Raw genomic sequence first — 22,459 nt, 5'->3', positions numbered from 1 at the left:
CTCCGCAAAAGATCTGTGCCGCCCGTCACTACGGTACGGTGGCCGCCGGTTGCGATGTGTGGCATTCCTGGAATTGGTTTCACCGGGTCCCACCGGAGCGCAGGTCCGCGCCCCCGCGCGGTGCGCGCACCCGCCGGGTTCAGTCCTCGTGGCCCAGCTGCAGGTCCCGCTCGGTGCGGCCGCCGCCCGCGACCTGGAGCACCGTGGCGACCGGCGGGTAACCGGCGGCGATGACCGTGTACTCGCCGGAGGACAGGTCCACGAACCGGAACGTCCCGTCGGCGCCGGTGGTGAGGGTGTCCACGACGTTCCCGGCGGCGTCGAGCAGGGTCACCCGCGCGTCCTCCACCGGCCGGCCGCCGCCGGCCCGGACCGTGCCCTTCAGCACGGCGCCGCCCGCGAGTTCGACGTTCTGCCGGGTCTCCCGGGAGGCCTGGACGGTGACCGGGAGGGCGGCCGGGCGGAAGGCGGGGGCGCTGGCGGCGAGGGTGTACTCGCCGGCCACCAGCTCGCTGATGACATAGCCGCCCTCGCGGCCGCTGCGCACACTGGCCACGACCTCGCCGTGCACGTTGGTGAGGGTGACGGTGGCGTCCCGTACCGGAGTGCCGTCGGCGGTGAGCACGCCGCCCGCGAGCCGTCCGGCACCGCCGAGGACGACGTCCAGTTCGACGGGCCGCTCGCCGACGGTCACCGTGACGGCCTGCGGCTGGTGCCCGCCGGCGGCGGCGATCAGGACGTAGGACCCGGAGCCGGGGGTGGCCAGGGCGTACCGGCCGTCCTCGCCGCTGGCGCCCCGGCCGATCTGCCGGCCGACCGCGTCGATGAGGGTGAGCGCGGCCCGGGGCACCACGGTGCCGTCGGGGTGCTGCACCGTGCCGCAGACCGGGACCCCGGCGCCGGTGTGCGGGGACCGGGCCTGCGGGATCGGGGCGTTCACTGCTTCGGACCCCGTTTCGGCGATGGGATGGGACACCAGCGGTTTCTCCTTGAGGAAGCAGGCGGCGAGCAGGCCGAGGACGAGCACCGGGACCAGGTAGAGGAAGATCCGGGGCATGGCGTCGGCGTAGGCGCGGACGTAGGCGTCGCGCAGCGCCGGGGGCAGTGCGTGGACGAGCTGCGGGGTGAGGGACTGGGGGTCGGGCAGGCGGGCACCGGCACGGGCGGGGAGACGGCGGTGCAGGGCGTCGGTGAGCCGGTCCGCGAAGAGGGTGCCGAAGACGGCGGCGCCGACGCTGCCGCCGATCTGCCGGAAGTAGTTGTTGGCGCTGGTGGCGGCGCCGAGGTCGGCGGGGCGTACGGAGTTCTGCACGGCGAGCACGAGCACCGGCATCACCAGGCCGATCCCGGCACCCAGGACGGCCATCCAGATGCTGTACTGCCAGCGCGGGGTGTCGGCTTCCAGGCGGGAGAGGAGCCACATGCCGACCACCGACAGGCCCCCGCCGAGCACCGGGTAGATCCGGTAGCGGCCGGTGTGGCTGATGAGCTGTCCCGCGACGACCGAGGCGCCGACGATGCCGCCCGTCATGGGCAGCATCAGCAGCCCGGACCCGGTCGCCGAGGCGCCGTCGACCATCTGGAGGAAGGTCGGCAGATAGCTGGCGGCGCCGAACAGGGCGATGCCGACGACCAGTCCGACCAGGCCGCTCACGTTGAAGACGGAGTCCCGGAACAGCCGTGGCGGGATGAGGGGTTCGACCGCGTGGTGCTCGACGACGAGGAACAGCCCGCCGGCGGCCACCGCGCCGGCGCCGAGCCCGAGGATGACGCGTGAGTCCCACGCGTACTCCGTACCGCCCCAACTGGTCAGCAGCACAAGGCAGGTGGAGGCGGTGGCGAGCAACAGCGCGCCCAGCACGTCGAAACGGGCGCGGACCCGGCGCTTCGGCAGCTTCAGCACGAGGGTGATGACAGCGAGCGTGATCAGCCCGAGGGGCACGTTGACGTAGAAGCACCAGCGCCAGGAGAGGTGGTCGGTGAAGTAGCCGCCGAGCAGCGGTCCGGCGACGGAGGCGAGGCCGAAGGCGGCTCCGATCAGGCCCATGAAGCGGCCGCGCCGCCGGGGCGGCACGATGTCCGCGATGATCGCCTGTACGCCGATCATCAACCCGCCCGCGCCGACGCCCTGGACGGCCCGGAAGGCGATCAACTGGTCCATGTGCCGCGCCTGTCCGGCCAGCGCGGAGCCGACGACGAAGACCAGGATCGCGAACTGGAAGACGCCCTTGCGGCCGATGAGGTCGCCGAGCTTGCCGTAGACGGGGAGGCCGACGGTGGCGGTGAGCAGGTAGGCGGTGATCGCCCAGGCCATCCGGTCCAGGCCGTGCAGCTCACCGACGATCTTCGGCAGCGCGGTGGCGACGATCATCTGGTCGAGCGCGGCGAGGAGCAGGGCGAGCACCAGCCCGCAGAACACCAGCCGGGTGCGGCGCGGCCCCAGTCCGCAGACCGCTGCGGGTTCCGGTACGGGGGCGTCCGCGGGTGCCGCGGCCGGTTCCTCGTACTGCACCAGCGTCGTTCCGCCCACGTACCGCTCCCTCGTCGCACCTGCGCACAATTCCCGCCTTATTTCCCATAGGGCGACAACTGCGAGCAAGCACGACGAGTTACGGCACAGGGCCGGCGCGAGCGGAGATCCACTCGAACCGGTGAGAGGCCAACAGGCCTGGTTCTCCGGGAGGTTACTTCTCGACCTCGGCGGCGAGCTTGTCGAGCACCCCGTCGTAGATCCGGCCGAGGCCCTTGGGCGCGAAGGTCTTCTCGAAGAAGCCGCCGATGCCGCCGGCGCCCTGCCAGGTGGTGTGCACGACGACCTTGGCCCTGCCCTCGCCGGCCGGGGTGACGCGCCAGGTGGTGACCATGGAGGAGTTGCGGTCCTTCTCGACCAACTCGCCGTCGGTGGGCTCGCTGACCTCCAGGAGGCAGTCCCGGACCCGCTTGCTGGTGGCCTGGAGCCTCCAGTGGACCAGGGTGCCCTCGCCGTCGCCGCCCTCGCGCACCTCGTACTCGCTGAAGTGCTCCGTCAGCAGGTTCGCGCGCGTACCGCTGTAGTCGGCGACGGTGTCGAACACCTTCTCCGCGTCCGCGGCGACGACCCGCTCCGTAGTGGCCTCGACCTGCGCCATTGCGTTCCTCCAGCACGTGAGTTCTCGGGGTTGCGCCAAGCCAACCACCCCGGCGCCCGGCCGCCCAAATCGGGGTACCGGAAGCGGTCGGAAACGGCGTCCGCACGGTCTCCACAGACCGTTCGCACGATCATGGGAACAGATGTTCTATTCTCTGGGCAGTGCTACCGAGGAGGCGTCATGCGCTGGGAGAACCTCACCGAGGAGACCGGACCCGTCCGGGCCGGCACCGCGCTGTTCGGCACGGACGCGGTCACCACCCGTACCTTCGACACGCCGGAGTTCCGTGGGATCACCTTCCACGAGGTGCGGGCGCGGTCGATCATCAACCGGGTGCCGGGCGCCTCCCGGATGCCGTTCGAGTGGACGGTGAACCCGTACCGGGGTTGTTCACACGCGTGCGTCTACTTCACTGCATGACCCTATTGAGCCCGGGAGGGCCGATGCTCAGCACTCCGAACGCGGACAAGGCCTGGAAAGGCATGACGAGGTCATTCCCGACCCCGGAGGCGCCAGACCAGTATGACGCCCCGAGCAAGGCGGAGCGGACGGCTTTCGCCGTGCTGCTGCACGGACCGGCCGCGCGCTCAGGCGGCGCCGACGCGAGCCAGTGGCTGCTGCTGCGCGACCGCACAGCGAAGCGCCTGTAACCGGCGACCAGCACCAGCCACACTTCAGGAACGCGTCAGCCGCCCAGGACGCCGTCGAGGTAGTCCCGCACCGGCCCGTACAGGCCGGTCTGCATTCGAACCGGGGCGGTTCAGTCCTGGCGAGCCCTGGGCAGCTGACCTCGGCAACTCCAAGATCCCCGACAGAGTCAAGCTGAGGGCCTGGGGCGCTCCAGTCCCGCCGCCCAACCCGAGGACCGGGGCGAAGCCGACGCGAACCCACGGGGCCCACATCTCATCGGCCATCAGGGTCCACAGGATCTCGGGCTCGTGCGGCGCGCGCCGCAGCAGCAGGATGCCCAGAGCGCTGGTCCCCTTGGCGCAGGCGCGTACCGGACGAGACCCGGGCCGCCCTCGGCGTCCGCGAGGTCAGGGCCGTGCGCCCTGCGGAATCCGGACAAAGTCCGCTCGCGATGACGGTCCGGCAGGAGGCGTCAGGAACAGGAGGCCTCCACCTCGTCGGCGACGACGCCGTAGGTGTCGCTGCCGGTGTTGGTCAGGGCCAGGTCGATCGTGCCGGTGTGGAAGGTGAAGCTGCGGGTGGTGTACCAGCCGCCGGCGTCGTAGTCGTGCTGGTCGAAGTCGAAGTGGGCGAAGTCCCTGGCGCTGCCGTCGTTGGTGCTGTCGACGTTGTAGACCCTGTACTGGGCATCGCTGGCCCAGGTGCCCTTGGCGACGTGGATACGGAAGCTGCAGCTGCTCACGCTGGTGCCGGGGGTGAAGACCCAGTCGGCGTTGGCGTTCCAGCCGCCGTCGCCGTCGTCCTCGAGGTGGATGTACCGCGCCGCATTGCAGTCGTAGGTGTAGGCGCCGCCGGTGGTCTTCTTCCACTCCCCGCTCTTGGCGTAGAAGCTGGTCTGCGCCGCGCCGGAGGAGGCGCACTCGGTGCCCGAGTGGGCAGTCCAGGTGACGGTCGACGCACCGCCGTTGGTCCCGCTGCCGTTGGCATTGCCCCCCATGCCGCCGCCTCCTGTGGTCAGGCTGCCGGTGCTGCGGGACGCCGACGGTGCCAGTGCGCCCGTGCCGCTGCTGGCGGCGCCCCGACCGGAGGATGCCATCGCCCGTGAGCCGGAGGGTTTCGGACTGGCGGACTGGTTGCTCGGCGACGGCGAGAGCACGGCCGACATGGTGGGAGCGGCGCTGTCCGGTGGCGCGGTCAACACGGATGTCCCGGGGTGGCCAGTGGTCAGGGCGACGGCCAGGACGACGCCGGTGGCAAGGACGAGCGGGACGGCGGTGAGCTTGACGCGGACCACGGTGCGGCGGGTGGCGGCCCGGGCGACCGTCTCGCTGACCTGGTCACGCCGGGCGGCCAGCCGGGCAGCGGCGGCCGTGGGCAGCCAGGCGACCTCCTGCGGACGGTCCCCACCGCAGGCTTCGACGATCTCCTCAGGGGTGGGACGGCGGTCGGGGGCCTTGCCCAGGCAGCGCCTGATCAGGTCCCGCAGCCGGTCGTCACCGCAGTCCAGGGCCGCCGGGTCGGGGGCGGAATGGGCTATGCGGTACAGCACCTCGCCGCTGGAGCCGTCGCCGAACGGGGCGACGCCGGTGGCCGCGTATGCCAGCACGCAGCCCAGCGCGAAGACGTCAGAGGCGGCGGTGATCTCCTGTCCGGAGGCCTGCTCCGGCGCCATGAACGGCACCGTGCCGACCCGCACCCCGGTCTTCGTCTGCCGAGTGGCGTCCATGGTGTGCGCGACGCCGAAGTCGATGACCTTGGGTCCATCCGTGTCCAGCAGCACGTTGCCCGGCGTCAGGTCCCGGTGCAGGACGCCGACGCCGTGGATGGCCGTCAGGGCCTCGGCGATGCCCGCGGCCAGCCCGAGCACCACCGCCGCCGGCAACGGCCCGCCGGTCTCCACGGCCTCCTGTACCGACGGCCCGGGCAGATAGACGGTCGCCAGCCATGGCCGTGCGGCGTCGGCGTCGGCGTCCACCACCGCCGCGGTGAACGGCCCGGACACCCGCCGTGCCGCCGCCACCTCGGCCGTGAACCGGTGCCGGAAGTGCGGGTCCTCGGCCAAGTCCGCGCGCACCACCTTCACCGCGACCGGCCGCCCGGCCCGCGAGACCCCCAGGTAGACCACGCCCATTGAGCCGGCACCCAGCCGCCCCAGCAGCCGGTACGGGCCGGCCTTCGGCGGATCGGACGGTGACAGCGGCGCCACCGCGGCCGTCTGCGCGGTGCCGGACGCGTCGTCGCTGTCGGAGTCCTCGGCCAGGGCTCTGCGTTCTTCGGCCTTCTGCTCGTCCTGGCCTTCTCGGCCGCTCTGGTCCTCCTCGTCGGCGGCGGCGGCCGGGTCCTGGCCCGGATCGGCCTCCGGCAACAGCGCCGGGTGGTTGCTGCGCAGCTGGGCGTCCAGTTCCCTCCAGCGCTCGCGCCACTCCTCGATGTCGCCATCGCAGGCCGCCACGAACGCCGCGGTCACCTCCCACGAAGGCAGACGGCGCCCTGACGCGGCGTCCGAGAGGGCGGAGGGGGAGTAGCGCGCACGGACCGCCAGCGTCCGGTAGGTGGGTGCTCCTGGAGCCTGCGCCCGCAGATCCCGCAGTCCCTGCGCGAAGTCCCTTAACGGACCGTCCGGAACCGCCACCTCACGTCTGCCCATGCCGCTCCTCGCCCAGAACCCGCCGCTGACCGATCCGGGCCGTGAGTATTCCCAGGAACGCGCCGCAGGGCTCTCACGAGGCCCGCCAGACCTCGCCTTTCGCTGTGCCCTGTCATCGTAATGCCGGGCCCGGCCCCTGGCCGATGCCCTTCCGACGCGAACCGACACGCCGACACGCCGACACGCGGGCACGCCGACACGCGGGCACGCGCCAACGGCCCCGCCGAACAGACCCCGCGAGGGGAATCGAACGATCTGGTTCCGATTGGAGACACGGAAACGCCGCCTTCGCCCGGTTCCCTGCGTTGGGAATCAGGCGAACCAGGCGAAGGCGGCACGGCGGACGCGCTCGGGGTCAGAGAGCCAGGTGGGCTAGGAGTTCTGCTCCCGTCGGAGGCGCTGCCAGTCGAGGTAGCTGGAGACGATGGCGGCCGCGCCTCGGGAGCCCTTCCGGTCGGCCAGGAATTCGTCGAGAAGGCCGAAGAGTGCACCGACAGCGTGTTCGTCGTGTTGCTGATCGAGGGTTTCGGCCGCCGTCACGACGGTGGGGCCGGGGAAGGCGATCCGCAGTACGAGTGCCGACCACACGAGGTTGGCACCCCCTCCTGCCTTCATCGCCAGCCATTCGGGGAAGCCCACGAGCAGGCCCCAGGCATTGCCCGCGTCGCAGCCCATGATGAAAGCCACGGCTTGGCCGTACGAGCCGTCCAGCCCGTACGAGCCCGGGCGGCGGTGTACGTCGGCGAAGAGCGTCCGATAGTCCACCGTCATCATCCGATCGGAGTGAACTTCAGCCACTGCCCGTACTGCCAGTTGCCCCGATAGGTGTCCAGCAGTTCACCGGTCCGTCCCGTCCAGGCGTCGTACACGCGGCCATCCTTGATCACTACCTCATGGTAGTTCCAGTACGTGTCCTCTCCGCGGTACTTGCCGAGGGTCGGCGCTCCCATCGAGTCCTCGATCCGATACCTGGTGCCGCCGATCTTCTGCTGGATCTCAACCGCCACGTCCTCGCACCCCGTGCTCTCGCAGATGTTCTTGGGGTCCTGGGGCACCCAGTCGGATCCGAGGTCTGACGGGGCAGCCTGGTCCTGACCCGACTGGCCCTCGTTGTCCGCCGAGTCACCCGAGGAGTTCGAATCACTGCTACTGGCGCTGTAGTTCGGGTTCTGGTTCTCGTCGCCGGTGCAGGAACCGCTGACGGTCACACCGGCGGTGTCCTCGCCGAGTTCCTGCAAGGTCTGCAGGATGGCGGCTGCCATGTCGGCGGGGGTGACCGTACCGTTCTGAATCAGGTCAGTGACGTCCTGCGGGCTGAGTTTGGTGTACCCGGACATGTGCAGGCTGAACGCGGCACCGCCTGACTTGGCCGCGGCCAGGGCGAGCAGGTTCTTCAGCAACTCGCTCTGGAAGCGCTCGTCGTTGGCGGCCTGCTGAGCCTTCGCGCGGGTTATGAGGTCCTGCTGCTGCTCTTCCGTGAGCTGGCAGTTCTGGCTCTGGCCGAGAGTGCCTTGCAGAGTGCCACCGGACGTCGTACCGGAGCAGTCGCCGGTGTTCGGCAGTGTGCTTACGGTACCGCCGGCCGTCAGGACAGGAAGGCCGCTGACAGGGCTGCAGTCCGTCGAGCTCTGGCCGGTGATGCTGACGCTGGAGTCCGCCAGCCCGATCGTGGCGTGGGCGGGGTGCGGGCTCGTACGCAGTTCAGCGGTGGCGAAGGTCGCGGTGCCGGCCACGGCCGCGGCGGTGGCCAGGCCAGCCGCGACGAGACGCCACTTGCGCCTACAGGCGGGAAAACCGAAGAACGGCTTCTTCACGGGAACCTCTTTCGTCGGGCCTGCTCCGGCAGGCCGCAGTGGTGACGTGGGTTCCTTGGTAAGGCCGGGATTTTTGACCTGAAAGGCTTCCACCGATTCCCCGGGCAAATGGTCAATCCGTAACCGGATTTGTTTTGACCGTGCAGGTCACGTGGGTGCTGCGCGGCTCGGGTGAGGCTTGTCCGCCAGGACCGCATCCGCGAGGCCGCCGCCGACAACCCGGAGGAGGTCCGCCGGTTCGCCGCCGATGTGCGCGAGTTGCTGGACGAGGTGGAACGGGACGTTGTGACCGCCACGCCGGCGGACCCGTCGTACTTCGATTGTCCGATTCCGGTGTCGCTGTCGCCTGGTTCAGAGACACCGACACCGGAACGCAGCGACAGCGGAGAGTTCCGAGCTCAGGAGTTCCTCGGCCAACGGCTGTCGGCGTCCCCGATCATCTTGATGATGTTGTCGACCGCGGACGCGTCAAGGTTCATGTGCGTCTCGGCCTCGATACCGCTGAATTCCGCGGCCAGGTTTTGGCTGCCGCCCCTGGTGACGGAGACCCGGAAGTAGTTCACCCTGGCAGTGGTCTCAGCAGCGGCGACACCATTGGCGCGTGGGTGTGGTTCCCCGGCAAGGAATTCACCGCGCTCAGGCCGACCTGGACGGTCACCGTCGACGACGTCCAAGCCATCGACATCGACATCGACATGGGCGTTCCCGTCGGCCGGACGGCCGCCTTCGCCGTCGACTCCATCAGTTGGAAGAGGCCAGGCGCGTCCGTATCCGTGTTGGCTCCCGCTGCGGCCAAACTGTTCGAATTCAATAGAACGATCCCGTTCCGATGGGAACGGGATCGTTCGGCGGTGGACGGGTCAGCTGCCCGTGGCCACCTGGGTGGCGACCTGGTGGAGGACGTCGCGGTTGGCATCGGTGATGTCGCTGGTGAAGACGAGGACGAAGACGGGGTGTTCGGCGACGGCGGCCTTGAGGTCGTCGGCCAGATTGTCGCCGGTGTCACTGGTCGCGCCGCGCATCTCGGCGATCACCGGGGTCTGGCCCCACGGAGCGGAGAGCGCCCGGCCCGGCACCACGCCGTTGTCCTGCAGCCAGATGCCCTTGGCCACGGCGTAGTCGACGATCTTCTCCTCGTTGTAGCCGTCCGTGCCGCCGATGAACGTCTTGTCCGGCATCAGCGCCAGCGGGGTGCGGCGGAAGACGCTGGTGTAGGCGGCGATGGTCTCTTGTGCGTAACCCCACCACAGCTCGTCGGTGTAGCCGATGGTCTGCCACAGCGAGAGCAGGTCGGGATTCTTCTCGCTGTCGGCCTTGCTCTCCCCTCCAACGCCGATGGAGATGTCGACGGCGGCGAGGCCCGCGTTGCCGTCGTAGCGAGCGGCAAACGCCTGCAAGAAGGTGGTCATGTCCTTTCCGAAGGTGGGGTTCCAGTATTCGGGCATGACCGCTCCGTCCTGCTCGGTCACCGACTTCACGCCCTGGTCGTAGACCCAGGCCGGGGTGCCGTGCGCGGAGTCCGCGGCGGTGTCCCACTTCGCCCATCCGGCCGCCGACACCCGCAGGATGACCTTCTTCCCGGCCGCCGCCCACGGCTGCATGGCCTGGTCGATCAGATCCCACCGATACTGGCCCCGCTGCGGCTCCAACTGGGCCCAGTAGAAGACCAGCGAGCGCCCCGCGACGTCCGGGTCGGTCGCCAGGTCGGAGGTCTTGCCTCCGCTGAACGCGTAGATGCCTTGGAAGTTGTGACCGTCCGCCGTCGAGGCAGAGCCGCCTCCCGAGCCCGCTCCCGGCTGCGTGCCCACCCCCACGGAAGACGCTCCGCAGCAGGCAGCAGACGCAACCCCGGAGACGGAATCCGCCGCACTGGGCGACGCGGGCGACCTGGGTGACAGGGAGTCGGCGCCCGAACCGGCCGCCGCACTCCCCGGTCCCGGTGAACCCGCAACGCAGTTGGCGGACGACGTTTCGGAGGCCGCGTCAGCCATCCGTGCCGGGCGGGACGCAGCAGCCATCTCCGGCAGGGCGAACAGCGTTCCGCCGATTAGGACGGCCGCCAGGGCGCCTGCCACGTACACCGATGTTCTGCGGACCCAGCTCGGCCGGCGCAGCCATGGCGGTCTCCTGCCACCATCCTGACTTCGTGTGGTGTCCTGCACCAGGTACGGCATGGAACTTCTCCTCCCTCAGGTGGTTGTGGCCTTAAGTTCATGAGGGCGACCGGTACCGCGACCAGGCCTTTTTGTTGTCCGGTTGACTGCGTACGGAGGCCTCAGCCGGAGCCATCGCTCCCGCGGAAGGAGAACGACGGGGTCGTTGTGGAGTCGATCCGCAGGACGGGGGCTACGGCAACGGCGCCGCTGCGCTCGCGATGCAGGCAGAGCCAGGTACCCGCCGGGGCGTGGCTGACCAGCACTCTGGTGAAACCCGGGGTGTCCAGTGCCGTGGCTTTGGCGGCGCACTGGTCGGGAGTGACGGTGTGCCGCCAGGCCGCGTAGACGTCCGTGCGGTCGGTTTCCGAAGGGTCATCCAGGCTAAAGCCCGCGACATTGCTCAGGGAGCCGGTGGACAGCTCCCACGCCGCTTGGCTCAACGTCCGCCTGCCCCGTAGCCAGGTCGACCATCAGCGGCAGGCTGCGTTCCAGTCCCCGGTACACGGCGGCGTGTCCCGGGGTGGCCGGTAGCGAGGAGGACGGCGGGCGGGAGGCCTGAGGCTCTGATCAGGGCCTGCAGTTTGTTGTCCTCGCAGGCCAGGGCCGCCGGATCGGGGTCGACTCGGCTGATAGGCAGGAGCACTTCGCCGGCGGGAACGGCGGGGTCGGCGGGGGCCTCCTCCACTGGGGGAGCCGGGTCGGCCAGCAGCACGGGGTGGGAGGCGCGTAACTGGTCATGCAGCCGGGCCCACCGCTCGCGCCCCTGATCGGTGTCACCGCCGCAGGCGGGCGAACGCCAGGGTGACATCCAGCGTGGGCAGTCGGCGCCCGGCGGCGACATCCGACAGCGCGGAGGGCGAGTACCCGGTCCGCCACGACAGTTCCCGGTACGCCGGGGCCCCGCCTGTGCCCGCAGATCCCGCAGTCCCTGAGCGAAGTCGTGTAACGGGCCGTCCGGAACCGGCGTTTCCCGCCTTCCCACCCCTGGCGCCCCCGGCGCTCGTCTGGTTGTCATCGCTCCCGGCTCCCGTGCGTGGTCGACGTCCTGGTCAACCCTGCTGCGGGCGCGCTGCCGGGGATTCTTCGCGTCTGCGTGTTCACCGTCAATCGGTCAACAAAAGCCTCTGGTTGGTCAACCTGCCAGGCCGTGCACTGAGGTCACCGCCCCGTGCACTGACTCGCTTGTCTGGGAGACCTCGCCATGAACACAGCCACCAGCACGGCACCCGCCGGGAGGCGGCCCCGTGTCCGCCTCCTGACGGCCTGCCTGGCCGTCGTCCTGGCCCTGCTCGCCAGCCTCGCCGCCGCTGCGGCCCCGCGCAACGCCTCCGCCGCCCGACCCACCACCCCGTCGGCCACCGTCCTCGCGCACCAGCCAACCACCCCCGCGCCGAAGGCGGTGTCCCGGAGCACGGCCGGCCACCCCACCACCCAACCGGCTGCCACGCCCGCTCCCCGCACCGTCGTGCTGCGCCCCGGCGACACCCTCTGGGCCCTAGCCCGCCACTACCACACCACCGTCAGCGCGCTGGGGCGTGCCAACCACCTCGCCGACTCCACCGTCATCTACGCCGGCCACCGCCTGACCATCCCCACGTCCGTCGCCTCGACCGGCAGCAGCCACCCGTCGCAGCACTCCAAGCCCCGCACGACCGTCCCCGCCGCGTCCGGCGCCGCCGCAGCGGTGGCCTTCGCCCGCCACCAGCTCGGCGTCTCCTATCTGTGGGGCGGCACCGGCAATGGCGGCTACGACTGCTCCGGCCTCGTCCAGGCCGCCTGGCGCTCCGCCGGCGTCACCCTGCCGCGCACCGCCGCCGCCCAGGCCTCGGCCGGTACCCGCATCAGCCGTACCGCCCTGCAGCCCGGCGACCTGGTCTTCACCTACGGCTACGGCCACGTCCAGCTCTACGCAGGAGGCGGCCGCGTCATCGAAGCCGCCCACTCCGGCACCAGCGTCCGCTACGCCGCCCTCCCCCGCACCGCCGCCGTCGACGCCTACGTCCGCGTCCGCGGCCCCGCCCGCACCACCACCGCGACGAAAGCCACCGACGCCTCGTACATCCACACCACCACCGCTCCGGCCGCCGGCCCCGTACGGCAGATCGCGGCCCAGGTGTTCGGCTCCGAGTACGAGTGCGTCGCGAACATCATCGCCCGCGAGTCCGGCTGGAAGACCACCGCCACCAACCCGTCCAGCGGCGCCTACGGCCTCGGCCAGGCCCTGCCCGGCTCGAAGATGGCCGACTCCGGCTCCGACTGGCGCGCCAACCCGCTCACCCAGCTGCGCTGGATGCGCTCCTACGTCAACGCCCGCTACGGCGGAGCCTGCACCGCATGGGCCTTCTGGCAGACCCACCGCTGGTACTGACCCACGGGCCCACCGCAGTGATCAACCACCAACCTCACAGGAGGAGACCATGACCTCGTTCCACCGTCCCACACCCCGTTCCCGGTGGCGCGTCACCGGCGCGATGAGCGCGGCAGCCGCGATCATCGCGGCCGGCGGCTACCTGCACACCGCCCTCCCCACCCACCACCAGAGCGAGAAGGTGAGCTCCGTCGCGGCAGTCGCCGATGCCGCCAGCCCCGGCACAGCTCAGGCCGGCAACCCCGACTGGACGGACCTCGACTCCCTGATCTCCGGCTCCGCGCAGACGGCTTCCGGTGACGCAGTGAGCCCTGTCCTGCACACCGGCCACCTGACCGGCGACGACGGCATCGTGCTGCTGCGCGTCTTCATTCCAGCGCAGAACGCCGCCGGAGGACTCCTCCTCGGTGACAACCGCGGCTTCAGCGACGGCCCGTCCGAGCCCTTCCGCGCCGAACTCGCGTGGAACACCGCGACCGGCGACGCCCGCCTGGTGGTCACCCAGTCGTCCGCCGGTCCCCTGATGCCCGGCCTCACCGACGGAAACATCCAGATGGGCGACCCCATACCCGCACTGCCCATCACCGTCGCGCCGCAGAACAACTGGACCCAGGCGTTCGCCGTGCGCGACGAGAACAGGTCCGACAACCGGATCGGCATCGACCCCGACACGCCAGCCGACCGGCTCCACGCGCAGCTGAGCCTTCTCAACCCCCTGACCAACAACTTCGGCCACACATTCGGCGCCTGGACCGTGGACCAGGACGCGACCATTTCCAGGACGGCGCCCGGTAGTTACACGCTCGTGCTGAGTGGAAGCAACGGCTATCCGGCCATCGAGGCGTACTACTACCCGCACTACTCGAGCACCGCGTCCAGCGCAGTGATCGCCAAGCGCAGCGTCGAACCGGCCTTCCTGGACAAGCCGCTCGACGCGGGCGGCGGAGAGGCCGCACTGGACGCCAACAGTTCCGTCGACTGCACCGACACCGGCACCGGCCTGGTGTGCCAGAACACCGTCACAGCCACCACCACGATCGACCCCGGCGGCGTCGGCACCCCCACCACGATCACCTCTACAGGGGACTCCTGGACCACCCCTGATCAACAGTCCAACGCCATGTAACGCGCTCCCGCGCTCCGCCAACCGGGTCGGCACCGGCCACACCCGCCGGGCGCTGCGCGACCTGGAGACCCTCGGGTTCGTCGGCGACGGCAGGTCCGGCCGCTCCTTGCAGGTTCGTGCCGTTGCTGTGCGGAAACGAAGGATCCAGTCTTGACCGGCTCGGGGCAGGACCTTCGGAGGGGATCTGGCCCGCCGCCACGGGGGAAGGCGACGGGCCACCACCCTGTGGGGCTCGAGTAATCATCGCTGCTGGTCAAGCGGCGTACCTGTACTCGTTGATCACACCGCCGAGGATGCGGGTGCACGGGACTCTGCGGTCGGCCGGGGCACGGACCTGCGGCGGCTGTTCGTGGGCTTCGGGAGACAACTGGCTTCGCGCCCGGCGGGGGCGAAGCCAGTTGCAGTGCCTCTGGTACTCGGCAAGAACCTGGCACGCGTGAGCTTCGCCCAGGACCAGCACGTGATCGAGGACCTCTCGGCGGAGAGTACCGATCACTCGCTCGCAGTGGGCTTTGGCCCTCGGCGCGCGGACCGGTGTCCTGATGATCTCGATATCCTCGGCGTGAAACACCGCGTCGAAGGCCTCGGTGTACCTGCTGTCGCGGTCTGGGATCAAGAAGCGCACCGGGTCCGTGCTCGCGCCGGGTTCGGCGGCCAGGTTGCGGGCTTGCCAGGTGGCCCAGGCAGCGGTCGGGTGTGCGGTGACGCCGGCGATGTGCAGGCGCCGAGTGGGATGTTCGAGGAAGACCAGGGCGTACAGCCGGCGCAGACAGACGGTGGCCAGCTGAGCAGGCGAGAGACCCGGACGCCCGTCTCGCGGGTACCAGTCGACGAAATCCTCGTCACGCCACAGCCCGTCCAGCCGGTCACGCACGGTCATCACAACAACCCGAGCATGCCCGTTGACCGTACTGCCGCACCGGGAAACTCCAAGATCCCCGACAGAGTCAAGCTCAGGCGCGCGAAGCAATGACACTCGCAGGGAAGGGCGCCGATATCTCGACCGGAAGCGATGCGGAGGCCGCCACCGCGCACAGGTCGGAATCCGAAGATCTCTGCCAGTTCCTCGTACGGAAGCCCGACGGGTCAGCTAGTTTTTGGGCCTATGTCGTGCATGAGTCGTACGACTGGGGAAACAACGAAAGGCGATGTATGCGTAGTCTTGCGCGACTGGAACTGGACAGCGGGGGCTCGATCCTCCTCGAGGCCTCCGATGCCCTTGAGGGGGCTGACGGTCCGGTCAAAGCGGGGCGGAGCGCGGACAGGATCCGCGAACTGCACTCCACCGTGCAGGGCACACTGGCGCCGGTGCGGGAACTGGCCGCCGCGGTGGTGCAGCAGCTCCGGCAGGCCGGGCCGGACGAAGTGACCATCGAATTCGGCGTGGATCTCGCAGCCGAGGCCGGCGCGGTGATCGCCAAGACCGAGACGGCATGCCATCTGAAAGTCATCGTGGCATGGAGCCGGGCCGCGAGCGCCGCCGGCTCCTGACCCATCCGGCAAGGTGGCAGACGGTGGCGACGGACTCACCGAACCCGGACGCCGGTTTCGGCGGGGCTGCGGCGCCGCACGCGTGCGGCGCCGTCGCACAGGTTCTCGCGGACGGTGGCGGCGTGGCCGGCGCGGGGTTCTTGATCGCCCCGGATGCGGTGGCCACCTGTGCTCATGTGATCCAGGACTGCGGCAGCAGTCCCGGCGGACGTGTCGAGTTCGCCTTCGTCGGCCTTCATGGAGCGCCGCAGGTCACGGGGCGGGTGCTGACCGGAACGTGGCGGCCGCCCGACGGGGACGATGTGGCGGTGGTGCGGCTGGACGAACCGGTGACGGCGGTGCATCCGCTGCCGTTCGGATCGGCGCGCGGCAGCCGTGAACACCCCGTGTGGTCGTACGGGTTTCCCGCCCAGGCGCCGCGCGGCGGGCACTTCGGCTACGCAACGGCGGGCGAGCTGCTCACCGGCGCCCCTGGACGAACCGGACCCCTCCTGCAGCTGACGGACGCCAACGATCTGACACAGGGATTCAGCGGAGGCCCCGTGGTCGACGAGGTGAGCGGCCTCGTCATCGGCATGCTCACATCCATCGCCCCGCCCGACGGCCATATGCGGGGGCAGAACATCGCCTACGCCACCCCCACCGAGGTGCTGAGAGAGATATGGCCCGTTCTCCGTGAGAGCGCACTGCGCCCTTACCGCGGCCTCGAACCGTTCACGGCCGAGCATGCGGCCTTCTTCCACGGTCGCGACGACGCGTTGGAGAGCGTGCTGGGGGCGCTGGCCACCCGACGGCGCGGTGTCCTGCTGCTGGGGCCGTCCGGCTCGGGCAAGACCTCGCTCATCCAGGCCGGCGTCCTGCCTGCCCTGGCCGAGGGGGCGGTGCCGGGCAGCGACCGGTGGCTTCCGGTACTGGTACCTCGCCCGGGGACGGACCTGTCGGCCGAGGCGGACCGCCATGGGCTGCCCGGAGCCCGCTACGAGGGCATCGTCGCCGCCGTACGCGCACGCCTGGCAGCGGAGCCCGTCTGCGATCGGATCGTCCTGATCATCGACCAGTTCGAAGAGGTTTTCACACCCGCGGCCCGTATGTCGGCACCTGCCGGCCGCCCCGACGCGCCCAAGGCTGCGGAAACGGCCCGGGGCGAGACAACGGGCGGAGAGGCGGACGACGACACTGCCCGCTCGGGCGAGACGGCGCTGATGTCGGCGATCGAGCAACTCACCGCTCTGCTCGGTTCCCGCGAGGCGGTCAGCCTGGTCCTGATCATGCGGGACGACTTCTATCCCCGCCTGGCCGCGCAGGCGCCCCTTCTGCTGAAGGCTGCGGCCTCCGGCATCCTGAACGTCCCCACCACCCTTGGCCGAGGGCAGTTGCGAGCCATCGTCTCCCGCCCCGCACAACGAGCCGGCATCCGCTTCGAGAAGGGCCTGTGCGAGCGGATCGTTGCCGACGTCCTCGCCGCCGACCATGAAGACGCCCTGGCCGGACGGGCCCCGGTCGCCCTGCTGGCTCCTTTGGAACTCACCCTGAACAGGCTCTGGGAGCGGCGTTCGGACGGGCGTCTGACACACGAGGCCTACGAGCGCATCGGAAGAATCGCCGGCAGCCTCACCAACTGGTGCGACTCCGCTCTCGACGATCTGCCCGCAAGCCACCACACCGTCGCCCGGCGCATCCTCACGGCGTTGGTACGGCCCGCCGACGCCGTACGGCGCGTTCCGGCCACCCGGCAGCGGGTTCCTCTGCGGATCCTGCGGGAACTCGCCGCCCACGTCTCGGACACGGACCCCCAAGAGGCCGACGAGCGGACCGGCACGGTCCTGGCCACGCTGACACGCCACCGCGTCATCACAGTGCACGCCGACCCCACCGGCGGTTCCCCCGGCGGCGAGGTCGCCGAACTCGTGCACGACACGCTGACCCGGGACTGGGAAGAACTGCGCGAATGGGTGGCCCAGGACGCCCGCTTCCAGGCCTGGCTGCACCGCGCCGAAGAGGCGCGGGCGCGTTGGGACCGATGCCGCGATCCCGGAGATCTGCTCCACGGCTCCGATCTGGCGGCCGGCCTCGAGTGGTTGGAGCAGCGCCGGCTGCCACGGGAGATCACCGCTTTCGTGCATGCCGGCCGCCGCAACCAGCAGGCGATCGTGCACCGGGCACGCGTGATCAACGTCGTCCTTGCCTCGGTGCTCGCTCTGTTCGTGATCGCCACGGGCGTCGCCTTCTGGCAGCGCCAGGCCGCGACGTTCGAGCGGCAGGAAGCGAGCACCGTGCAGCGGCAGGCCGACTCACGGCGGCTGGCCCTCCAGTCCGGAGCCCTCCTCGACACTGACCCCGACCTGGCAGCCCTGCTGGCCGTCGCCGCCCACCGCCTGAGTCCTACCCGTGAGGCGACCGCCGCCCTGTACACGGCGGCGGGACTGCCGCTCCGCCGCCGCCTCACCGGTGACCTGTGCTCGGTGGCGTTCAGCCCCGATGGCCGGACCCTCGTCACCGGCAGCCTTGACGGTTCACTGCGATGGTGGGACCCGGCCACCGGCCGCCTGCGCGCCAGGGTCGCAGGGGGCGGTGGATCCGTGTGCTCCCTCGCCTTCAGCCCCGACGGGCGAACCCTGGCCACCGTCGGCGCGAAAGCCCAGTTACGGGACGCGGCTACCGGTCGTGTGCGCACCACTCTGGCAGTTCCGCGCAAGTACACAATCGACCGCATTGGCTTCAGTGGCGATGGGCGGAGCGCCGTCACTGCAGACGGCCTTGGCCGCACTGTGCGCATATGGGACGCGGACACCGGCCGCGTACGGGTCGCTTTCCGCGGCTTCAGGGACTTCGTGAGGGCGGCGGAGCTAAGTCCCGACGGCCGTTTCATAGCCATTACTGATGCCTCGGGCGTACAACTACGGGACGTTGTCACCGGCGATGTGCGCCTCCACCTGGCCACCTCCTCGGACGATGTGACCTCCATGGCGTTTGCGCCAGATGGACGGACTTTGGTCACCGGTGGTGGGGACGGTGCGTTGTGCTGGTGGGATCCGGTCACGGGCCGACTCCAGGCCAAGGACACCAGTCACAAGGACCTCGTCTCCTCCATGGTCTTCAGCAGGGACGGGCGGACGCTTGCGACCGGCAGCTACGACAACACGGCACGGCTGTGGGACAACGTCACCCACAGCGCACGCACCGTCTTCGTCGGCCACAAGGAGCCCGTTCAAGAGGTCGCCCTCAGCCCGGACGGGCACACTCTGGCCAGCGTGGGGGCGTGGAGCGGCGGCGTACGCCTGTGGAACGTGGCGCAGAAGACCGGCTCCATCACATTCACGGGCCGCAGCGACATGGATGCGGTCGCCTTCAGCCGGGACGGGCGAACGGTGGCCGCGAGCCAGTACGAAGGGAGGGTCCGCTTGTGGGATCCGGCCACGGGGCGGGAACGCGAGACGCTCGCCCGCCAGCCGCTGACTGCGGACGCTCTCGTGTTCCTTCCCGATGGGCGCACCCTGATGTGCGTCGGCCGCGACGTTCAACTGTGGGACGCGGCTTCCGGCAGACGACGCACCGTCCTCACCACTCCGAAGAACGAAGAAATAGTGGCCAGCCCCGATGGACGCCTCCTGGCGACCGTGGCCGATCGCGGCGTGGTGCACGTGTGGAGCGCCGTGACGGGGCGCCTTCGCCGCTCCATCGCCTCTGGTGGGGTATACACGCGTGCAGATGCGTTCTCTCCCGACGGACGGATCCTGGCCACTGTCGAATGGCCCCGCGTTCGGCTGTGGGCTGTGGCCTCCGGTCGACTTCGTGCACAGATCTCCTCCCAAGACGAGGTCTCCACCGTGGCGTTCAGTCCTGACGGGCGGATGGTGGCGACCGGCGGTGTGGGGGGAACGGTGCGGCTGTGGGACGTGCCCACCGGCCGTTTCCGCGCGGAGTTCAGCGGCCACTCGGACGAAGTGACCGACGTGGCGTTCAGCCCGGACGGGCGCAGCCTGGCCGCTGCCAGCACCGATCACACAACACTGCTGTGGGACATAGCCACCGGAAGCCTGCGCAGTACTTTCACGGGGCACAACAGCGCCGTTCTCGCTGTTGCCTTCAGCCCTGACGGGCACATGTTGGCCACTGGCGGCCGGGATCACACCGTACGGTTGTGGAATGTGGAACTGCCCCGCTCAACAGCGGCGATCCACATGGTGTGCCGAGCCGTGGGCCGGGATCTGACCGAGGAAGAGCGTGCGGAGTACCTCCCGAACGAGCGGCTCCGCGCGTGCGCGCCTCAATGACCGGATCTCATCATTCTGACCACTGCCAGGCCGTGAAGGTCGGGAACCGATGGCGCTGGATCCGGCTTGCGCCGCACGGATCTCCGCTCTCGTCATGGAGTGCCGGCCGATGCTCTGCCCGGAGGCGGAGTTCGAGGGGTACTGGGACGGAATCCCCCTCGGCCGGCGCTGCGCCCTACGTCTGAGCGCCCGCCACCCGGGGGTCGACGCCGAGCGGCCCTGGACCGTCCCCACGCACGAACGGCTGATGCAGACCCGGTTCGGCAACGTTCTGCGGGCCGCGGAACAAGCAGCGGAGCGGTACGGCATGGATGCGGTCACCGCCTGGCCGCGGCTCTACACGGTCCTTCCCGACCGCCTTCAGGGCGAGCCCGGCCACCGCCGCCGGGACTCTCGACCTCATGGTCACCATCAGCGTGCTCGGGGCCGTGTTCGCCGTGGCCGGCAGCGCTGTTGCGGCGCTGCTGCTCCCGTGGCAGGCCGCATCGGTGTGCGCCGTCGCCGGGCTGGTCGAAGCGCGGCTCGGGTACCGCGGCGCGGTCCATGCCGCGGCCCCGTACGGTGACCTGGTACGCAGTGCCTTCGACGTGCACAGATGGCTGCTCATCGACGCCATGGGCCTTCAGCGGCCCGGGTGTTACGCCGAGGAACTCGCCCAGTGGAGGCAGATCCATCAGCTGTGGCAGCGCGGGCACCCCGACAGCGGCTCGGCGTGGGTGCTCGGTCATCCCCCGAAGGAGAACGGCACCTTCCAGTACCCGACGGAGCACAGCGGGCCGACGGCCACCGGCCGACTCCCCGCCTTTCACATCCTGTCCCCGCACGATCTCGAGCCCCCTCACGCCGGTCTTGTCGGCCGGTACACACTGCGCACCATCGACCGGGGTGAGCCCGTCACACCGGCCACCTTGGGTCCCGCGCCGGGGGCCGAGGCGTTCACCGGGCGCCTGATCGCCGCGTTGCGTACCCGGCCCACTCCCCTCGAGGTCACGCCGGGCGAGCACATCCGTCTCGTCGGCATCCCGGAATCCGGCAGCCCGTACCACGCGACGGATGTCGTGGTCCTCGCCCGGCCCGCGAACGAGTCGCTCGTCGTCCTGCTGCCACAGTCCGATCTGGACATGCTCCTGCCGATGCAGGACGTCGTCGTATCGCTGGAGGGCCATCCGCGTGGAGATCACTGACAGTTGCCGTACCTCGTTCAGCCCCATGGGAGGCACCTACTCGTACGGCGGAGGAGCCCGGTATGCCAGCCCAATGGCTGGCGGCACGCTCTGTCCCGAACTGGCGGAGTTCCATGCTCCGCAGCACGAGTACCTGGCCTTGGCGAACGCGACGGACAGCATTGCGCGACTGCACACGTTCTCACTCACGCGTGGAGAGCGGGATCTGGGTGATGAGCACCGCAGGATCGTCGAAGACGTGATCGGTACCGTAACAAGAACGACGACGGTCATCCACGAACTCGTCGCGACGTACATGAGCTTCCTCTATTTCGCCACGCGCTCACCCGGGAGCCTGTCCAACGCCCGTGCGGAACTGTCACAGGGCTACCGGGAGTTGCTGAGGCGCGGCGAACTCCCCTTCGGCGCCGTGGACGACGACCGCCATCACGCCGGGGTCGTAACCGGCGTGATGACCTGTGCGATCGCCTGTATGAACCTGCCGTACCGCGTCGAACACGTCCGGTTCGACACGCTTGCAGAGTGCATCGCCTTCATCGAAGCGGATCCCCCGGACCGGCGCTTCCTGCGTCTGCTCGACCGGCTTCGTCCGGTCTGGGAGGAGAACAGCATCCTCATCGGTGCCGTCGGCCGCCCAGGTGACAACGCGGCGGACGTTCAGGCCCAGGTCGGGGCATGCATCAGAGCGACGCTGCCCGACATGCCCTTCTTCCTTCATGACGAACAACCCATGCTGTTCCGAGACATGGCGGCCGAACTGCAGGACGACACGCGACGCCATGGCTGTCTGTTCCTCGACGGTATGCGGGTGGAACAACATACCGAGGACACCATGCTCGACCGCGCAGGAGCGCGGCTCATGCTCCCGGAACCGGACGCACACGAACCGCTCGATCTGTCTCTAAAACAACTGCTGTACGCCCGCGGGTCCTTGGATGAGTTCGCCGCCGCAGCAATGTGGTGCCGACAGCACGAGCGCCACCTGTTCACACACGTCTTCGCCCCAGGGCACAGTACGGTGGGGCTCACGTGCTTCGCCAGCGGCAGAACACCCCACCCGGCTCCCTTCACCGTGGAATGCTCCATGCGGTCACTGGTACGGACCCTTGCTCGACTACCGCAGAATTCCGTGGTGTTGAAGATCGACGAACGATGGGCGGAAGGCGCGGCCGACGAACTCGGCAAGGCCGGCCACCCCACCTTCGTCCTGGTCCACGACACACGCCCACGCAATGTCTACGACCACATCGTGCGGGCCGCGCGGCAGCCGGTCTCCGTGGGGGGGGGAATCGAGTTCCAGAGCGACGAGTTCGTTGTGTTCGTAGCTTATTCGCACCACGACAAGCAGACGCTACTCGCCCCGATGACCACGCTCGGAACCCGGATCCTCGGCGCGGAGCCCCGGGAGCATTTCTTCGAACTCCTCCGCACGTGTTACTCGGGTACTCGTTACTGACTTCGCCTCGTCACGTGATCTTTCCCGACGGGGATGATCTCAGCGCTCCGTCGTTCTCACGATCTGTGCGCAATGATCACGCGAGTCCGAGGGCCGCCGGTGGCCGGGCCATGTCCCGTGCGTGATGGCGCAGGCACTCGTCGATGTTGTTCAGCCCTGCGAGGCGGAGCGCCGATGGCCGGGTT

General features: G+C 69.7%; 16 protein-coding genes and 1 pseudogene. 9 read left to right on the top strand and 8 right to left on the bottom strand.

Going from position 1 to position 22,459, the window contains the following annotated elements; genetic code table 11:
• Positions 1-139: 139 nt before the first annotated feature.
• A complete protein-coding gene (locus tag IEZ11_RS32900; protein WP_189266602.1) occupies positions 140-2,530 on the bottom strand; it encodes an MFS transporter in 2,391 nt (796 codons plus the stop codon).
• 154 nt (positions 2,531-2,684) lie between these two features.
• Positions 2,685-3,128, bottom strand: coding sequence for an SRPBCC family protein (locus IEZ11_RS32895; RefSeq protein WP_189266601.1), 444 nt, complete (start codon positions 3,126-3,128; stop codon positions 2,685-2,687).
• Positions 3,129-3,308: 180 nt separating this feature from the next.
• Here IEZ11_RS32895 and IEZ11_RS32890 point away from each other — a divergent pair.
• Together IEZ11_RS32890 and IEZ11_RS32885 are read left to right on the top strand one after the other, a co-directional pair.
• A pseudogene (locus tag IEZ11_RS32890) lies at positions 3,309-3,536 on the top strand (Rv2578c family radical SAM protein); the annotation flags it as partial.
• A gap of 35 nt (positions 3,537-3,571) precedes the next feature.
• Positions 3,572-3,778 (top strand): hypothetical protein, encoded by a 207-nt coding sequence (locus IEZ11_RS32885; RefSeq protein ID WP_189266600.1) that lies wholly within the window; start codon positions 3,572-3,574, stop codon positions 3,776-3,778.
• Between the two features lie 452 nt (positions 3,779-4,230).
• Here the strand turns inward: IEZ11_RS32885 and IEZ11_RS32880 are convergent, their stop codons facing one another.
• The 3 genes from IEZ11_RS32880 to IEZ11_RS32870 form a co-directional block, all read right to left on the bottom strand.
• Positions 4,231-6,405, bottom strand: a complete 2,175-nt coding sequence (locus IEZ11_RS32880; protein WP_189266599.1) for a protein kinase domain-containing protein — start codon at positions 6,403-6,405, stop codon at positions 4,231-4,233.
• Between the two features lie 372 nt (positions 6,406-6,777).
• Complete coding sequence (locus IEZ11_RS32875) at positions 6,778-7,176, bottom strand: hypothetical protein (RefSeq protein WP_189266598.1); 399 nt, start codon at positions 7,174-7,176, stop codon at positions 6,778-6,780.
• Positions 7,176-8,327 carry a hypothetical protein gene (locus tag IEZ11_RS32870; protein WP_189266597.1) on the bottom strand — a complete coding sequence of 384 codons (1,152 nt, stop codon included), beginning with the start codon at positions 8,325-8,327 and terminating at the stop codon, positions 7,176-7,178. The genes IEZ11_RS32875 and IEZ11_RS32870 overlap by 1 nt, the downstream gene beginning before the upstream one ends.
• A gap of 63 nt (positions 8,328-8,390) precedes the next feature.
• On the opposite strand from IEZ11_RS32870, the gene IEZ11_RS32865 reads away from it, so the two are divergent.
• The gene (locus tag IEZ11_RS32865) at positions 8,391-8,777 is read left to right on the top strand and encodes a hypothetical protein (RefSeq protein ID WP_189266596.1); all 387 of its coding nucleotides are present in this window, start codon (positions 8,391-8,393) and stop codon (positions 8,775-8,777) included.
• A 302-nt stretch (positions 8,778-9,079) separates the two neighbouring features.
• Here the strand turns inward: IEZ11_RS32865 and IEZ11_RS32860 are convergent, their stop codons facing one another.
• Both IEZ11_RS32860 and IEZ11_RS32855 read right to left on the bottom strand, forming a co-directional pair.
• Positions 9,080-10,033, bottom strand: coding sequence for a beta-galactosidase (locus tag IEZ11_RS32860; RefSeq protein WP_189266595.1), 954 nt, complete (start codon positions 10,031-10,033; stop codon positions 9,080-9,082).
• A gap of 461 nt (positions 10,034-10,494) precedes the next feature.
• Positions 10,495-10,815 (bottom strand): hypothetical protein, encoded by a 321-nt coding sequence (locus IEZ11_RS32855; protein WP_189266594.1) that lies wholly within the window; start codon positions 10,813-10,815, stop codon positions 10,495-10,497.
• Between the two features lie 761 nt (positions 10,816-11,576).
• On the opposite strand from IEZ11_RS32855, the gene IEZ11_RS51240 reads away from it, so the two are divergent.
• On the top strand, positions 11,577-12,743 hold the full coding sequence (locus tag IEZ11_RS51240; protein WP_229713503.1) for an aggregation-promoting factor C-terminal-like domain-containing protein: 1,167 nt from the start codon (positions 11,577-11,579) through the stop codon (positions 12,741-12,743).
• A gap of 49 nt (positions 12,744-12,792) precedes the next feature.
• Positions 12,793-13,869 carry a hypothetical protein gene (locus IEZ11_RS32845; RefSeq protein WP_189266593.1) on the top strand — a complete coding sequence of 359 codons (1,077 nt, stop codon included), beginning with the start codon at positions 12,793-12,795 and terminating at the stop codon, positions 13,867-13,869.
• A 253-nt stretch (positions 13,870-14,122) separates the two neighbouring features.
• On the opposite strand, the gene IEZ11_RS32840 is transcribed toward IEZ11_RS32845, so the two are convergent.
• The gene (locus IEZ11_RS32840; RefSeq protein ID WP_189266592.1) at positions 14,123-14,749 is read right to left on the bottom strand and encodes an integrase core domain-containing protein; all 627 of its coding nucleotides are present in this window, start codon (positions 14,747-14,749) and stop codon (positions 14,123-14,125) included.
• Between the two features lie 89 nt (positions 14,750-14,838).
• Here IEZ11_RS32840 and IEZ11_RS51235 point away from each other — a divergent pair, with 89 nt between their 5' ends.
• The 4 genes from IEZ11_RS51235 (at position 14,839) to IEZ11_RS32820 (ending at position 22,274) form a co-directional block, all read left to right on the top strand.
• Entirely contained in the window at positions 14,839-15,360 is a 522-nt protein-coding gene (locus IEZ11_RS51235; protein ID WP_229713502.1) for a CU044_2847 family protein, read from the top strand.
• Between the two features lie 23 nt (positions 15,361-15,383).
• Entirely contained in the window at positions 15,384-19,634 is a 4,251-nt protein-coding gene (locus tag IEZ11_RS32830; RefSeq protein WP_189266591.1) for an nSTAND1 domain-containing NTPase, read from the top strand.
• Positions 19,635-20,035: 401 nt separating this feature from the next.
• Positions 20,036-20,818: a hypothetical protein gene (locus tag IEZ11_RS32825; RefSeq protein ID WP_189266590.1), complete on the top strand. Its 783-nt coding sequence runs from the start codon at positions 20,036-20,038 to the stop codon at positions 20,816-20,818.
• Positions 20,805-22,274 (top strand): hypothetical protein, encoded by a 1,470-nt coding sequence (locus IEZ11_RS32820; RefSeq protein WP_189266589.1) that lies wholly within the window; start codon positions 20,805-20,807, stop codon positions 22,272-22,274. The genes IEZ11_RS32825 and IEZ11_RS32820 overlap by 14 nt, the downstream gene beginning before the upstream one ends.
• Positions 22,275-22,459 lie beyond the last annotated feature (185 nt).

Origin of the sequence: Streptomyces fuscichromogenes, assembly GCF_014645815.1 — a bacterium.
GTDB classification, from domain to species: Bacteria; Actinomycetota; Actinomycetes; order Streptomycetales; family Streptomycetaceae; genus Streptomyces; species Streptomyces fuscichromogenes.
The sequence above is the reverse complement of the archived record's forward strand: the minus strand, read 5'-3'. Positions and strand labels throughout refer to the sequence as shown.

Coding starts and splice junctions, on each gene's coding strand:
- IEZ11_RS32895 (WP_189266601.1), bottom strand. CDS start 3,128: ATGGCGCAGGTCGAGGCCACTACGGAGCGGGTCGTCGCCGCGGACGCG.
- IEZ11_RS32885 (WP_189266600.1), top strand. CDS start 3,572: ATGCTCAGCACTCCGAACGCGGACAAGGCCTGGAAAGGCATGACGAGG.
- IEZ11_RS32880 (WP_189266599.1), bottom strand. CDS start 6,405: ATGGGCAGACGTGAGGTGGCGGTTCCGGACGGTCCGTTAAGGGACTTC.
- IEZ11_RS32875 (WP_189266598.1), bottom strand. CDS start 7,176: ATGACGGTGGACTATCGGACGCTCTTCGCCGACGTACACCGCCGCCCG.
- IEZ11_RS51240 (WP_229713503.1), top strand. CDS start 11,577: ATGAACACAGCCACCAGCACGGCACCCGCCGGGAGGCGGCCCCGTGTC.
- IEZ11_RS32845 (WP_189266593.1), top strand. CDS start 12,793: ATGACCTCGTTCCACCGTCCCACACCCCGTTCCCGGTGGCGCGTCACC.
- IEZ11_RS32840 (WP_189266592.1), bottom strand. CDS start 14,749: ATGACCGTGCGTGACCGGCTGGACGGGCTGTGGCGTGACGAGGATTTC.
- IEZ11_RS51235 (WP_229713502.1), top strand. CDS start 14,839: ATGACACTCGCAGGGAAGGGCGCCGATATCTCGACCGGAAGCGATGCG.
- IEZ11_RS32825 (WP_189266590.1), top strand. CDS start 20,036: ATGGTCACCATCAGCGTGCTCGGGGCCGTGTTCGCCGTGGCCGGCAGC.